This is a genomic window from Streptomyces sp. NPDC005799, from assembly GCF_040630525.1.
GTDB classification, from domain to species: domain Bacteria; phylum Actinomycetota; class Actinomycetes; order Streptomycetales; family Streptomycetaceae; genus Streptomyces; species Streptomyces griseorubiginosus_B.
The window spans coordinates 79,455-92,827 of the sequence record NZ_JBEXXQ010000014.1; the positions used below are offsets into that span (position 1 = coordinate 79,455).

The window sequence follows — 13,373 nt, forward strand, 5'->3', positions numbered from 1 at the left end:
TGAGCCAGCACACGTACGAAACGGTTTCGTTTCGCTCGTTGGCAGGGTATGTTCTTGGTGTACGAGGAAGGCACCCCCCCGAGCGGAAAGGTGAGTGGCATGACTGAGGTCGCGACCGCGCGTCGCAGTCGGATCACGCCCGAGCGCGAGGCCGAGCTGTACGCGGCCGTGCTCGACCTGCTCAGGGAGGTCGGCTACGACGCCCTCACCATGGACGCCGTGGCCGCGCGCACCAAGTCCAGCAAGGCCACGCTCTACCGCCAGTGGGGCGGCAAGGCCGAGCTGGTGGCGAAGGCCGTGCGGCACAACAAGCCGGGCGCGGCGGGCGGTTCGGTGGACACCGGCTCGCTCAGGGGTGACCTGCACGCGCTCACGATGGCGTCGGACGACTGTGAGATGGAGCAGAACTCCGCCCTGATGCGAGGTCTGGCCATGGCCATCCATGGCAACCCGGACCTGCTGAAGGCGTTCAAGGAGTATCTGATCGAGCCCGAGATGGCGGAGTTCCGCCAGGTGCTGCAACGGGCGATCGACCGGGGCGAGGTCCGTGCGGACAACCCCGCGGTCGACTACGTGATGCACATGATGATCGGTGGGTTCGCCGCCCGCACGCTGATCGACGAACGGCCGCCGACCCAGGCCTTCCTCCTGTCGTACATCGACGCCGTGGTGCTCCCCGCCCTCGGCGCCTGACCCCTCCCCAACACCTCTCCAGCACCTGACGTCACCGCTCACGTCGTCGGGACGATCACCCCTGCCTCCCCGCGGGTGATCACCCCTGCCCTGAAAGACCCCACGACCTGACCGGGAGTACGCCTCCGTGGCCACGTTCCTCTATCGACTCGGCCGGTTCGCCTTCAGGCGACGGCATTTCGTCGCCCTGTTCTGGGTGGCCCTACTGACCCTGGCGGGGGTCGCTGCGGCCAGCGCCCCCTCCGCCGGCTCCACCTCCTTCTCGATCCCCGGCACCGAAGCGCAGAAGGCCTTCGACCTGCTGGACCAGCGCTTCCCCGGCACGAGCTCCGACGGCGCCACCGCGCGGGTCGTCTTCAAGGCGCCGGCCGGCGAGAAGATGACCGACGCCGGCAACAAGGCGACCGTCGAGAAGACGGTGAAGGCGCTGGCCGACGGCTCCGAGGTCACCTCCGTCGACGACCCCTTCAAGCAGCACGCCGTCAGCAAGGACGGCACGGTCGCCTACGCCTCCGTGCGGTACGACAAATCAGGCATGGAGCTCAAGGACGCCTCCCGCACCGCCCTTGAGGACACCGCCCAGCAGGCGCGGGACGCCGGGCTGACCGTCGAGGTCGGCGGTGACGCGCTGCAGTCCGGGGCCGAGGCCGGGGCGGCCGGCGAGGTCGTCGGCCTCGTCATCGCCGCGATCGTCCTCGTCATCACCCTGGGCTCGCTCGTCGCGGCCGGACTGCCGCTGCTGACGGCGATCATCGGCGTCGGCATCGGCGTCTCCACCATCACCGCGCTCGCCAAGACCCTCGACCTCGGCGACACCACCTCCACGCTGGCGCTGATGATCGGCCTGGCGGTCGGCATCGACTACGCCCTGTTCATCGTCTCCCGCTACCGCGGCGAGCTGGCCGAGGGCCGCGACCGCGAGGAGGCGGTCGGCCGCGCCGTGGGCACCTCCGGCTCGGCGGTGGTCTTCGCGGGCCTCACCGTCGTGATCGCGCTGGCGGGCCTGTCGGTCGTCGGCGTCCCGATGCTGACCAAGATGGGCCTCGCGGCGGCGGGCACGGTCGTGGTGGCCGTCCTCATCGCCCTCACCATGATCCCGGCGCTGCTCGGCTACGCGGGCCGGCGGGTACGGGCGGTGGGCGAGAAGCGGCGCAAGAAGGCCTCCGACGCGCCCGGCAAGCCCGGTCTCGGCGAGCGCTGGGCGAGCTTCGTCGTCCGCCGTCCCGCCGCGGTGCTGCTGCTCGGCGTGGTCGGCCTCGGCGCCGTCGCCGTACCCGCCACCCAGCTCGAACTGGGCCTGCCCGACGACGGCTCCCAGCCGACCTCCACCACCCAGCGCCGCGCCTACGACGTGCTGTCGGAGGGCTTCGGGCCCGGCTTCAACGGGCCTCTGCTGATCGTCACCGACGCGAAGGACAGCGCCGACCCCAAGGCGGCGGCCTCCCGGGTGACCGACGCCATCAAGGGCCTCGGGGACGTCGCCGCGGTGACCCCGGCGCACTTCAACGACACCGGCGACACCGCGATGATCACCGTCGTCCCCAAGTCCAAGCCGTCCTCGGTCCAGACCGAGGACCTCGTCCACGCCATCCGTGACAAGGGCGCGGGCATCAAGGCCGACACGGACGCGAAGGTGCTGGTCACCGGCACCACCGCGATGAACATCGACTTCTCGCAGAAGCTCAACGACGCCCTGATCCCGTATCTGGGCCTGGTGGTGGGGCTCGCCTTCCTGCTGCTGATCGTGGTCTTCCGCTCGATCCTGGTCCCGCTGAAGGCGGCCCTCGGCTTCCTGCTCAGCGTGCTCGCCGCGCTCGGCGCCGTGGTCGCGGTCTTCCAGTGGGGCTGGCTCGGCGGGCTCCTCGGGGTCGAACAGACCGGCCCGGTCATGTCGATGATGCCGATCTTCATGGTGGGCGTGGTCTTCGGTCTCGCGATGGACTACGAGGTGTTCCTCGTGACGCGGATGCGGGAGGCGTACGTCCACGGCGAGACGCCCGGCCAGGCCGTGGTCACCGGGTTCCGGCACAGCGCCCGGGTGGTGGCCGCCGCCGCGGTCATCATGATGGCCGTCTTCGGAGGGTTCATCAGCTCCAGCGAGTCCATGATCAAGATGATCGGCTTCGGCCTCGCGATCGCGGTCTTCTTCGACGCGTTCGTCGTCCGCATGGCGATCGTCCCGGCGGTGCTGGCGCTGCTCGGCCGCAGGGCCTGGTGGCTGCCGAAGTGGCTGGACCGGGCGTTGCCCAACGTGGACGTCGAGGGCGAGGGCTTGAAGACCCTGGACGGGACGAAGGACATCGACCCGGACGAGGAGCGGGAGCTGGTAGGGGCCTGAGCCTTCCGCGAGCCGGCGGCGGCCTCCTGAGCTGCGGGGTGTAGTGCGCTACACCACGGGTTCGGGAGGCCGCTCCCTCGTTGTGCGGGGCGCCGGACGGGATCGTGGATCCCGTCGGCGGATCCGCCGGCGGACCCCCTCCCGAAAGGCCCCTCCCATGCAGCACGTCCGGTCCACGACGTCCGTCACCCCTGCCTTCGCCGCCACTGTCCGCAAGGCCCTCGCCGACGCCCTGCTGTGGGGCTTCTTCGTGGCCGGCCTCGCGGCGAGCACGGCGGCCGGGGCGGTGTTCGACGGCACCGCCAAGAACGCCGTGAGCGGGGCCGGGGCGGTCGTCGCACTGCTGGCGGGCTCGCGCCTTGCGAAGAAGCCGCGCATCAAGGCGTTCCTGGGTCGCCCCGGCACCCTGTGGTTCCTGTTCCTCTTCAACGGCGCCACGGCCGTGGCGCTGTACTTCTCGATGGACGGCGTCAAGGGCATCCTCGCCGCCGCGATGATGGGCCTGGTCTCCGTGGGTGCGGCGGGCGGCCTGGTCGCGGGACGCCGCACGCGGGCACACGCGCGGGCGGCGCGGGCGCGGGCAGTGGGCGAGACGGCGACGCGGGAGACGGCGGCCGCGGACGCTCCGTGGGCCTGAGTCGTGGGCCTGGGCTGTGGGACCGAGCCGTGCGGGCCTGGGCTGTGGGACTGAGCCGTGGGCCTGAGCCGTGAGCTTGGGTCGTGGCCTTGGCCGTTGGCCGGGGTCGGGAGGCCTGATGGGGGCGATTGTCAGCGGCCTCGTCTAGCGTGACCCCCATGACCACACTTCAGGAACGGCCCAACACCGCCCTGCTGGTGATCGACGTCCAGCAGGGCGTCGTGGCGTCCGCGCACCAGCGGGACACCGTCGTCGCCAACATCGCCGCCCTCGTCGACAAGGCCCGCGCCGAGCGCGTCCCGGTCGTCTGGGTCCAGCACTCCGACGAAGGGCTCGAAAAGGGCAGCGACGACTGGCAGTACGTGCCCGAGCTGCCGCGCCGCGACTCCGAGCCCCTGGTGCACAAGAACTACGGAGACTCCTTCGAGGCCACCGATCTGGAGCGGGTCCTCGCCGAGGCGGGGGTCGGCCACCTCGTCGTCACGGGCGCGGAGACCGACGCGTGCATACGCTCCACGATCCACGGCGCGTTCGTCCGGGGCTACGACGTCACCCTCGTCGCCGACGCGCACACCGCCAACGACCAGCGACAGTGGGGCGCGCCGCCGCCGGACCAGGTCATCGCCCACACGAACCTGTACTGGCGCTGGCAGGGGGCGCCGGGGCGGACGGCGGCGGTGACCGAGACGAAGGCCGTGACGTTCGGTCCGCTCGGCTAACCCGGTCGCCTGCCGCGTACACGTACCGCTAGCGTGCCGTTCATGACGGCTTTGGAATCGGCAGCCCATCCTCGTTTCACCGCGGCTTTGAAGGAGCTCGGTCTCGACGACCTCAACGCCCGCGTCCGCCGCTTCCCGGAGGCGACCCGTACCGCGGCGGAGGCCGCCGAGGCGATCGGGTGCGAGCTGAGCCAGATCTGCAAGTCGCTGATCTTCGCGGCGGACGGGGTGCCGGTGCTGGTCCTGGTGGACGGGGCGTCCCGGGTCGACGTCGAGCTGGTGCGCGCGGAACTCGACGCCGGGAAGGTGACGCGGGCCAGGGCGGACGTCGTGCGGGAGACCACCGGGTACGCGATCGGCGGTGTGCCGCCCTTCGGGCACCTGACCAGGACGCGGGTACTGGCGGACCGTTCACTGCTCGCGCACGACGTGGTGTGGGCGGCGGCCGGGACGCCGTACAGCGTCTTCCCGATGGAGCCCAAGGACCTCGTCGCCCACGCCGGCGCCACCCTCGTGGACGTGCGCGAGCCCAGCTCGTGACGCCGCTGGTCGCCTCGGCCGTCCTGGCCGCCGCGGTCACGCACGCCAGCTGGAACGCGATCGCCCACCGCATCACCGACAAGCTGGTCGGCTTCACCCTGATCGCGGGCGGAGGATCGCTGATCGGGCTGGCGATGATGCCGTTCGTCCCGGTCCCGGCGGCGGGTGCCTGGCCGTACCTGGCCGTCTCGGCCGTCATCCACCTCGCCTACTACATGCTGCTGATGAAGTCCTTCCGCCTCGGTGACTTCGGACAGGCGTACCCGATCGCCCGCGGCACCGCGCCCCTGGTGGTCACGCTGCTCGCGGCCGTCTTCGCGCACGAGGTGCCGGACGGCTGGGCCGCGGCCGGCATCGCCCTCTCCAGCGCGGGCCTGACCGGGGTCGCCCTGTGGGGCCTGCGCGGCAGTCGGCCCGACTGGGCGGCGATCGGCGCGGCCCTCGCGACCGGTCTGACGATCGCCGGATACACGGTCGTCGACGGCCTCGGCGTGCGCGCCTCCGGCTCGTCCCTCGGCTACATCGCCTGGTTGATGGCGGTGGAGGGCGTGGCGATCCCCGCGTACGCCCTGTACCGCCGGCGCGGACAGCTCACCACCGTCCTGCGGCCGTTCGCCGCGGTCGGCCTGCTCGGCGCCGCACTGTCCGTGCTCGCCTACGGGCTGGTCCTGTGGGCCCAGACGAAGGCGGAACTGGCCCCGATCGCGGCCCTGCGCGAGTCGTCGATCATCGTGGGCGCCGCCATCGGCGCGGTGTTCTTCAAGGAACGCTTCGGCGCGCCCCGGGTGGCGGCGGCGGTGCTGCTGGTGGCGGGGATCGGGTTGATGCTGCGGGCCGGTTGACGGGGGAGAGGTGCCGTCGGGGAGTGGCGGAGTGTGGTGCGTTCGGGGCCTGCGAGGAGCACTCTGGAAGCAGGTGTTTCCGGAGGTGATCGTCATGATGCACACCACTGTGGGATGGCATGTCGAGCTGGAGTTCCAGGAGGACGATCTGCACACCGAGGCGGTCGCGCTGGTCCGGCTGCCGGACGGGAGCGAGGTACGGGCCCACGGACACGCGACCCGCCACCACACGGACCCCCGTCAGCCGAGGGTGGGTGAGGAGATCGCCGGTGCGCGGGCGTTGAACGAGATCGCGATGCAGCTGCTGACCAAGGCGCACGGGGAGATCGACTCGGCTTCGGGGCGGACGTCGCATCCGATCCATGTGTGAGGGGCCATGTGTGACGGCGCGTCGGCCGTGAGCTTCCCGGCTCCTACGCCGTTACGACGTCCCGTACCGCCCGTACCAGCGCCTGCGCCCTGGGATCGGCCGTCACGCTCTTCCTGAAGCCGTTGGTCACATAGCCGAAGGCGATGCCGGTCTCCGGGTCGGCGCAGCCGAGGGCGCCGCCGCGGCCGGGGTGACCGAAGGAGGAGGGGGTCAGGAGCGGGGAGGCGGCGCCGTGCAGCATGTAGCCGAGGCCGAAGCGGGTGTTCACGACCAGCACACGGTCGGGCCCGGCGCTGCGCTCGGCGCGGGCGAGTTCCGTCGTCTCCGGGGTGAACAGCCGTGTGCCGCCGTCCACTTCGCCGCTCAGCGACGCGTAGAAACGGGCCAGCCCTTCCGCCGTGGCGATGCCGTTGGAGGCGGGGAGGGCGGCGGCGCGGTAGGCGGGGTCGTTCTCGTCGGGGAGCGGGGTGATGGCGGCGAAGGCGCGGCGGGTGAGGGAGTCGGGGTCGGCGTAGGCGTCGGCGACGGCCCGCTTGGGGCGGGTCCGCAGCACACCGGCCGCCTCCGCCGGGGGCTCGGCCTCGCCCACGCGGCCCACCCGGGTCCCCTGACCGGCCGGCAGGCCCAGCCAGAGGTCCGCGCCGACCGGGCCCGCGATCTCGGCGGCGATCCACTCGCCGATCTCCCGGCCGGTGATCCGCCGCACCAGCTCACCGGTCAGCCAGCTGTACGTCTGCGCGTGATAGCCGTGCTCCGCCCCCGGCTCCCACACCGGTACCTGCGCCGCGACCGCCTCCGCGCCGAGCGCCGGGTCCGCGGCCTGGGCGGGCGTCAACGGGTGGTCCAGCACGGGAACGCCGGCCCGGTGCGCCAGAAGGTGCCACACACGCGTGCGCTCCTTCCCGGCCGCCTTGAACTCCGGCCAGTACTCCCCGACGGGCGCGTCCAGGTCCAGCTCTCCCCGCTGGTGCAGCAGCAGGAGCACGGCGGCGGCGACGCCCTTGGTCGCCGAGCGCACGATCTGCGCGGTGCCGTGCTCCCACGGCTCGGCGCCGTCGACGTCCTTCGTGCCGCCCCACAGGTCGACGACCTTGTGCCCGTCCCGGTACACGGCGACCGCCGCGCCCCGGTCCCCGAGCACCTCGAAGTTCCGGACGAACGCTTCCCGGACCGGCTCGAAGCCCTCGGCGACCGCGCCGTTCACGTCCACGTCCGCACTTCCCTCCGGATCACCTGCGACTGTGAGGCCAACACCCCCGCACAGCCTGCGATTCCCGGGTGTCGCTACCCCAACAGGATCGTTACGTCGATGTTGCCGCGCGTCGCGTTCGAGTACGGGCACACCTCGTGCGCCGCGTCCACCAGCTTCGCGGCGATGTCGGGGTCCAGGACGGGGAGCGAGACGCTGAGGGCGACCGCGAGGCCGTAGCCGCGGTGCTTGTTCGGGCCGATGCCGACCTTCGCGGCGACGGTCGAGCCGGTCAGGTCGTAGCCCTCGCGGTTGCCGACGAGGATCAGCGCGTTGTGGAAGCAGGAGCTGTAGCCGGCCGCGAAGAGCTGCTCGGGGTTGGTGCCGTTGCCGTCCCCGCCGAGCTGCGGCGGCATCGCGACCTTCAGCTCGATCTGGCCGTCCTGGCTGGTGACAAAGCCGTCCCGGCCGCCGTGCGCGGTCGCCTCGGCGACGTACATGATCTTTGTCGGACGGGTGTCGACGGCTGTGTCGACGGCGGTGTCGTCACTCATGGCTGGCCCCCCACATCAAGTGCGCGCGAGTACATCGTGCACAAGGTACTGGCCGGTAGGTCGGGGATGGGTTACCGGGGGGTAGCGACCGCGGGTAACCCGAGGTCAGGGGGTGAGGGTGCGGGCGAGCTGCCACAACTCCTCGCGCAACCGCGCGACCCCCGCGGTGTCCAGACCGGTCGCCGTAAGGAGCGCGCCGGGGACGCACGCCGCGCGCTCCCTCAGCTCCTCTCCACGCCCCGTGCACGCGACGAGCACCGAGCGCTCGTCATGGGCCGCGCGCTCCCGGCGCACGACCCCGGCGCTCTCCAGCCGCTTGAGCAACGGTGACACCGTGCCGTAGTCGAGGCGCAGCGCGGCGGCGAGCTCCTTCACCGTCGTCTCGCCGCGCTCCCACAGCACGAGCAGGACGAGGTACTGCGGGTAGGTGAGGCCGAGTTCCTCCAGCACCGGGCGGTACGCGGCCGTCACGGCGCGCTGGGCGGCGTACAGCGCGAAGCACAGCTGGTCGTCGAGGAGCAGCGACCCGGCGGCGAGTTCGTGCTCGTCCTGGTTCGTCACGCGCCCATTGTCACGGACCGCGGGTCGAAGCCGAAGGGCAGTTCCAGGCGGTGGGCGCGCATGAGGGCCTCGTCGGAGAGGATTTCGCCGGTGGGGCCGTTCGCGGCGATGGCGCCGTCGCTGAGGATCAGGGAGCGCGGGCACAGCTCCAGGGCGTACGGCAGGTCGTGCGTGACCATGAGGACGGTGACGTCCAACGCGCGCAGGATGTCGGCCAGTTCGCGGCGGGAGGCGGGGTCGAGGTTGGAGGAGGGCTCGTCCAGGACGAGGATCTCCGGTTCCATGGCGAGGACGGTCGCCACCGCGACCCGGCGGCGCTGCCCGAAGGAGAGGTGGTGCGGCGGCCGGTCCGCGAAGTCCCCCATGCCGACCTTTTCCAGCGCCGCACGCACGCGTGCCTCGAGTTCCGTGCCCTTGACCCCGGCCGCCGCGGGCCCGAAGGCCACGTCCTCGCGGACCGTCGGCATGAAGAGCTGGTCGTCCGGGTCCTGGAAGACGATGCCGACCCGGCGCCGGATCTCCGCCATGTGCCGCTTGCCGACGGGCAGCCCGGCGACTGTCACCGTGCCCGCGCCGCCGGTCAGGATGCCGTTGAGGTGCAGGACGAGGGTGGTCTTGCCGGCGCCGTTCGGGCCGAGCAGCGCGACCCGTTCGCCGCGCGCGACGGTGAAGTCCACGCCGAACAGGGCCTGATGGCCGTCGGGGTAGGCGAAGGCGAGGCCGGAGACCTCCAGGGAGGCGGGAGCAGTGGTCACAGGGTCCATCCCGGAGCAGTGGTCACAGGGTCCATCCCAGCAGGCAGACGACAAGGGCGGTGAAGGGCAGCGCGAGGGCGTACGACCACTGCGCGCGGGACGCGGTCACCTCGTCGATGACCGGCATCGCACCGGCATACCCGCGGCTGACCATGGCCAGATGGACGCGCTCCCCGCGCTCGTAGGAGCGGATGAACAGGGCGCCCGCGCTCTTCGCGAGCACCCCCCAGTGCCGCACGCCCCGTGCCTCGAACCCGCGCGACTCCCGTGCGATCCGCATGCGCCGCATCTCGTCCGTGATGACGTCGCCGTAACGGATCATGAAGGACGCGATCTGGACCAGCAGCGGTGGGAGCTTCAACCGCTGCAGGCCGAGGAGGAGTTCGCGCAGTTCGGTGGTGGACGCCAGGAGCACGGACGCGGCGACGCCCAGCGTGCCCTTGGCGAGCACGTTCCACGCGCCCCACAGGCCGTTCACGCTCAGGGACAGCCCGAGGACGTCCCCCCGTTCGCCCTCCGCCACGAACGGCATCAGCACCGCGAAGGCCACGAACGGCACCTCGATCAGCAGCCGCTTCAGCAGGAACCCGGCCGGCACGCGCGCGTGGTGCGCGACGACGCCCAGCAGGACGGCGTACACACCGAACGCCCACATCGCCTCGCGCGGGGTCGACACGACGACCACCACGAACCCGAAGGCGGCGGCCAGCTTGGTGTGGGGCGGCAGGGCGTGCACGGGGGAGTGCCCCTGCCGGTAGAGCCGGTGTGCGTGTCCCGCGCCCATGTCAGACGGCGCTCGTGCTCGTCGGCGAGACGTCCGGCGTACGCCGCCGGCGCACCACCCAGAACACCGCGCTCCCCGCGACCACGGTCACGCCCACGCCGATCACGCCCGCCAGCCCCCCGGACAGGCGGGCGTTCTCGACGTCCTTCACCCCGTAGTCGGCGAGCGGGGAGTCCGCCGACGCGTGCTTCTCGGTCTTGCCGTCGAGCCCCTTGTCATGGGCGACCTTCTCCAGGCCGTCGGGGTTGGAGGAGGCGTAGAAGCTGACGACGCCGGCGAGGACGAGGGAGGTGGCGAGGCCGGTGATCCACAGCGCGCGACGGGAGGTGCGCGCCGTGACGGGCGCCGTGCGCGCTCCATCGGGCGCGGGCACGTCGACCAGCGCGCCGTCCACCCGCAGCTTCAGTCGCTGTCGCAGGCCGCGCGCGCCGTGCACGAGATCCGGGCGCACGGCGATCACCGCGCCCACCGTGAGCGCCGTGATGACCGCCTCGCCGACGCCGATCAGCACGTGCACGCCGATCATCGCGGTCGCGACCTTGCCGAGGGAGACGTCGGTGGTGCCGCCGACGGCGTAGATCAGCGTGAAGGCGACCGCGGCGGCCGGCACGGAGACCAGCGCCGCGACGAAGGACGCGACCGTGACCGAGCGCCGCCCGCGCGGGAGCACCCTCACCAGGACGCGGAAGACGGCGTACGAGACGACGGTCGTGACGATCGCCATGTCGGTGATGTTCACGCCGAGCGCGGTCAGTCCGCCGTCCGCGAAGAGGATGCCCTGCATGAGCAGCACCACGGACACGCACAGCACCCCGGTGAAGGGCCCCACGAGGATCGCGGCCAGCGCACCGCCCAGCAGATGGCCGCTGGTCCCCGCGGCGACGGGGAAGTTCAGCATCTGCACCGCGAAGATGAACGCGGCGACCAGCCCGGCCAGCGGTGCCGTGCGCTCGTCCAGTTCCCGGCGCGCACCGCGCAGGCTCACCGCGACCGCGGCGGCGGCGGCCACGCCGGTCGCGGCGGAGGCGGGGGCGTCGATGAATCCGTCAGGTACATGCACCGTTCGATCATAGAGGGTTATTGCGAACTCTTTGCAAGAGCCATGAAGTCGTGGATCGTGCGGTGGCCGTGCTGTGAGATGTCCGACGCCAAGGGGTGCGATCGGGAAAATATGGGACATTGGAGAAGGGGTGAACGCACAGCTTCCATACAGGTAACGTAGCGTGAGAGGGTCGTCACGATGTCCGTAGTCGAACAGTACGCACGAGCCCACATCGTCACGGACGCCGCGATACCGGAGGACGAGACGATTCCCGTCGTCCTGCGCTACGACCCCGACTCCGACCCGCGCTCGATTCGGGTCAGGCTCCCCGGGACACACGAGTGGACGTTCTCGCGCTCCCTCCTCGAACAGGGTCTGCGCGCCCCGGTCGGCAGCGGCGAGGTCCGTGTCTGGCCGTGCGGGCGGGTGCAGGCCGTCGTGGAACTGCACTCCGCCCAAGGCGTCTCGGTCGTGCAGTTCGAGACCAAGACCCTGATGAGGTTCCTGCGCCGCACCTACCTGGCGACGGCGCCGGTCACCCGCTGACTGCTGCTGGTCACCTGCGGACTGCTGCCGATGACTCGCTGAGGATGGCCGGTCAGCCGCCCATCCTCAGCAGCGCCGCCACCATCGGTCCCGCCGTGTCGCCGCCGTGGCCGCCGGCCTGGACCACACCCGCCGCGACGAGGTCGCCGCGGTACGCGGTGAACCAGCCGTTCGGCTTCTTCTGGCCGTCGACCTCCGCGGAGCCCGTCTTGGCGCCGTAGTTCGGGCCGAGACCCGCCATCGCCTTGGCGGCCGTGCCGTACGCCGCCGTGTACTGCATGACCTCCTTCAGCTCGGCCTGCGTCTGCGCGGACATCGTGCGCGAGGCCTTCGCCAGGGTCCGGTGGTCGACGCTCGGGGAGACCAGGTACGGCTGGCGGAAGACGCCCGACTCGACCGTGGCGGCCACCGAGGCCATGTTCAGCGGGTTCATCCGCACCCCGCCCTGCCCGATCAGCGAGGCGCCCATCTGCGCGCCGCTCTGCACCGGGATGGAGCCGTCGAAGGTCGGGACGCCGATGGCCCAGTCGTTCATGCCGAGGCCGTAGACCTGCTGGGCCTCCTGAGTCAGGGAGCTGTTGGTCAGCTTCGGGGCGAAGTTGATGAAGGCGTTGTTGCAGGAGGCGCCGAAGGCCAGCTTGAAGGAGCCCTGCTTGATCTCGGAGTCGTCGTCGTTGTGGAAGGTCCACCCGGCGAGCTTGTACGTCTTGGGGCAGGGATGCGAGGCGTCCGGGGTGACCAGGTTCTTCTCGAACAGCATCGTCGAGGTCACGATCTTCATCGTGGAGCCGGGCGCCAGCGAGCCCTGGAAGGCCACGTTGAAGCCGTGGGAGGCGTTCGCGACGGCGAGGATCTCACCCGTCGACGGGCGCATCACCACCACCGACGACTTCGCCTGCTTGGTCACCTGCTGCTCGGCCGCGGCCTGAAACGTCGGGCTGAGCGTCGTCTTCACCGAACCCGGGGTGCCCTTGGTCAGCGTCAGCAGCGTCTTGTCGGACAGCTTGGCCTTCTTGGCCGCCGCACCCCGCACCACGTCCAGCTCGACGCCCGCCTTGCCGCCGGCGATCTTGCCGTACTTCTCGCGCAGGCCGTCCAGGACGGGCCCCAGCGACGGGTACTTGGCGGTGGTCAGCTCGCCGCCGTCACGGTCGTACGCCTTGACCGGCGGGGTCCCGGACTCGCCGGTGACCAGCCTGTCGCCGTCCTCGAGGTCGGGGTGGACGACCGCGGCGTGCCAGTCGACCAGCGGCTTGCCGTCCGCCTTGTTCCGCACGACCGTCAGCGCGCTCTGGTAGGCGAGCGGCTTGCTGGTGCCCTTGTACGACACCGTGCCCTTCACGGAGAAGGGCACCTTGTCACCGACGCGCGTGCCGGGGGTGAGCGTGACGCCCGTGATGTGGGCGTCCTTGGTGTAGCCGGTCAGCAGCGAGCCGGCCGCGGTGGCGTCGTTCGTGACGGCGGCGGCCTGCGCGGCCTTCCCCTGCCGCCAGGAGGTGAGGAACCTCATGGCGGTCGTCTGGACCTCGGCCGCGGACAGGGGGCCGGTCTTGACTGCCTTGTGGTCGGCGCCCGAGGAGGACGAGCCCGCCCGGTCGTCGGCCGCGGCCCCGCCGCCCCACAGCGCGTAGACGCCGAAGGCGGCGCCGCCGACGACCACGGCGATCATCCCGCCGACGACGGCGGGCCTGGTCTTCCGTCGCTCGGCGACGCGCCTTCTGTTGCCCACTGTTCCCGTTCCTCCGAGAATTCCCAGGGTCCCCGTTGCCCTCATCCATCCCAACGACGACAACAGCCTAGAGT

The 13,373-nt window shown here is 71.4% G+C and carries 15 protein-coding genes; 8 read left to right on the forward strand and 7 right to left on the reverse strand.

Features of this window, described 5'->3' with window-relative positions; genetic code table 11:
* Positions 1–99: 99 nt before the first annotated feature.
* The 7 genes from ABZ453_RS16130 to ABZ453_RS16160 all read left to right on the forward strand — a co-directional run bounded on the left by ABZ453_RS16130 (position 100) and on the right by ABZ453_RS16160 (position 6,139).
* Positions 100–693, forward strand: coding sequence for a TetR/AcrR family transcriptional regulator (locus ABZ453_RS16130; protein WP_359015586.1), 594 nt, complete (start codon positions 100–102; stop codon positions 691–693).
* A 127-nt stretch (positions 694–820) separates the two neighbouring features.
* A complete protein-coding gene (locus ABZ453_RS16135; protein WP_359015588.1) occupies positions 821–3,031 on the forward strand; it encodes an MMPL family transporter in 2,211 nt (736 codons plus the stop codon).
* A gap of 157 nt (positions 3,032–3,188) precedes the next feature.
* Positions 3,189–3,668 carry a hypothetical protein gene (locus tag ABZ453_RS16140; protein ID WP_359015590.1) on the forward strand — a complete coding sequence of 160 codons (480 nt, stop codon included), beginning with the start codon at positions 3,189–3,191 and terminating at the stop codon, positions 3,666–3,668.
* 158 nt (positions 3,669–3,826) lie between these two features.
* Positions 3,827–4,387 carry a cysteine hydrolase family protein gene (locus ABZ453_RS16145; RefSeq protein ID WP_359015591.1) on the forward strand — a complete coding sequence of 187 codons (561 nt, stop codon included), beginning with the start codon at positions 3,827–3,829 and terminating at the stop codon, positions 4,385–4,387.
* Between the two features lie 42 nt (positions 4,388–4,429).
* The gene (locus ABZ453_RS16150) at positions 4,430–4,927 is read left to right on the forward strand and encodes a YbaK/EbsC family protein (protein WP_359015593.1); all 498 of its coding nucleotides are present in this window, start codon (positions 4,430–4,432) and stop codon (positions 4,925–4,927) included.
* Complete coding sequence (locus ABZ453_RS16155; RefSeq protein WP_359015595.1) at positions 4,924–5,769, forward strand: DMT family transporter; 846 nt, start codon at positions 4,924–4,926, stop codon at positions 5,767–5,769. Before ABZ453_RS16150 ends, ABZ453_RS16155 begins: the two co-directional genes overlap by 4 nt.
* 94 nt (positions 5,770–5,863) lie before the next feature.
* Positions 5,864–6,139 (forward strand): DUF1876 domain-containing protein, encoded by a 276-nt coding sequence (locus ABZ453_RS16160; protein ID WP_359015596.1) that lies wholly within the window; start codon positions 5,864–5,866, stop codon positions 6,137–6,139.
* 43 nt (positions 6,140–6,182) lie between these two features.
* Here ABZ453_RS16160 and ABZ453_RS16165 read toward each other — a convergent pair whose 3' ends face one another.
* The 6 genes from ABZ453_RS16165 to ABZ453_RS16190 form a co-directional block, all read right to left on the reverse strand.
* Positions 6,183–7,349, reverse strand: a complete 1,167-nt coding sequence (locus ABZ453_RS16165) for a serine hydrolase domain-containing protein (RefSeq protein ID WP_359015597.1) — start codon at positions 7,347–7,349, stop codon at positions 6,183–6,185.
* Between the two features lie 74 nt (positions 7,350–7,423).
* Positions 7,424–7,882, reverse strand: coding sequence for an organic hydroperoxide resistance protein (locus ABZ453_RS16170; RefSeq protein ID WP_359015598.1), 459 nt, complete (start codon positions 7,880–7,882; stop codon positions 7,424–7,426).
* A 105-nt stretch (positions 7,883–7,987) separates the two neighbouring features.
* Positions 7,988–8,443, reverse strand: a complete 456-nt coding sequence (locus ABZ453_RS16175) for a MarR family transcriptional regulator (protein ID WP_359015599.1) — start codon at positions 8,441–8,443, stop codon at positions 7,988–7,990.
* Positions 8,440–9,207 (reverse strand): ABC transporter ATP-binding protein, encoded by a 768-nt coding sequence (locus ABZ453_RS16180; RefSeq protein WP_359015600.1) that lies wholly within the window; start codon positions 9,205–9,207, stop codon positions 8,440–8,442. The genes ABZ453_RS16175 and ABZ453_RS16180 overlap by 4 nt, the downstream gene beginning before the upstream one ends.
* A 13-nt stretch (positions 9,208–9,220) precedes the next feature.
* Positions 9,221–9,982 (reverse strand): cobalt ECF transporter T component CbiQ, encoded by a 762-nt coding sequence (gene cbiQ / locus ABZ453_RS16185; protein ID WP_359015601.1) that lies wholly within the window; start codon positions 9,980–9,982, stop codon positions 9,221–9,223.
* Between the two features lies 1 nt (position 9,983).
* The gene (locus tag ABZ453_RS16190) at positions 9,984–11,042 is read right to left on the reverse strand and encodes an energy-coupling factor ABC transporter permease (RefSeq protein ID WP_359015602.1); all 1,059 of its coding nucleotides are present in this window, start codon (positions 11,040–11,042) and stop codon (positions 9,984–9,986) included.
* A gap of 180 nt (positions 11,043–11,222) precedes the next feature.
* Between ABZ453_RS16190 and ABZ453_RS16195 the strand changes: the two genes are divergently transcribed.
* The gene (locus ABZ453_RS16195; protein ID WP_359015603.1) at positions 11,223–11,570 is read left to right on the forward strand and encodes an SsgA family sporulation/cell division regulator; all 348 of its coding nucleotides are present in this window, start codon (positions 11,223–11,225) and stop codon (positions 11,568–11,570) included.
* A gap of 52 nt (positions 11,571–11,622) precedes the next feature.
* Here the strand turns inward: ABZ453_RS16195 and ABZ453_RS16200 are convergent, their stop codons facing one another.
* Positions 11,623–13,299: a penicillin-binding transpeptidase domain-containing protein gene (locus ABZ453_RS16200; RefSeq protein WP_359015604.1), complete on the reverse strand. Its 1,677-nt coding sequence runs from the start codon at positions 13,297–13,299 to the stop codon at positions 11,623–11,625.
* Between the last annotated feature and the right edge of the window lie 74 nt (positions 13,300–13,373).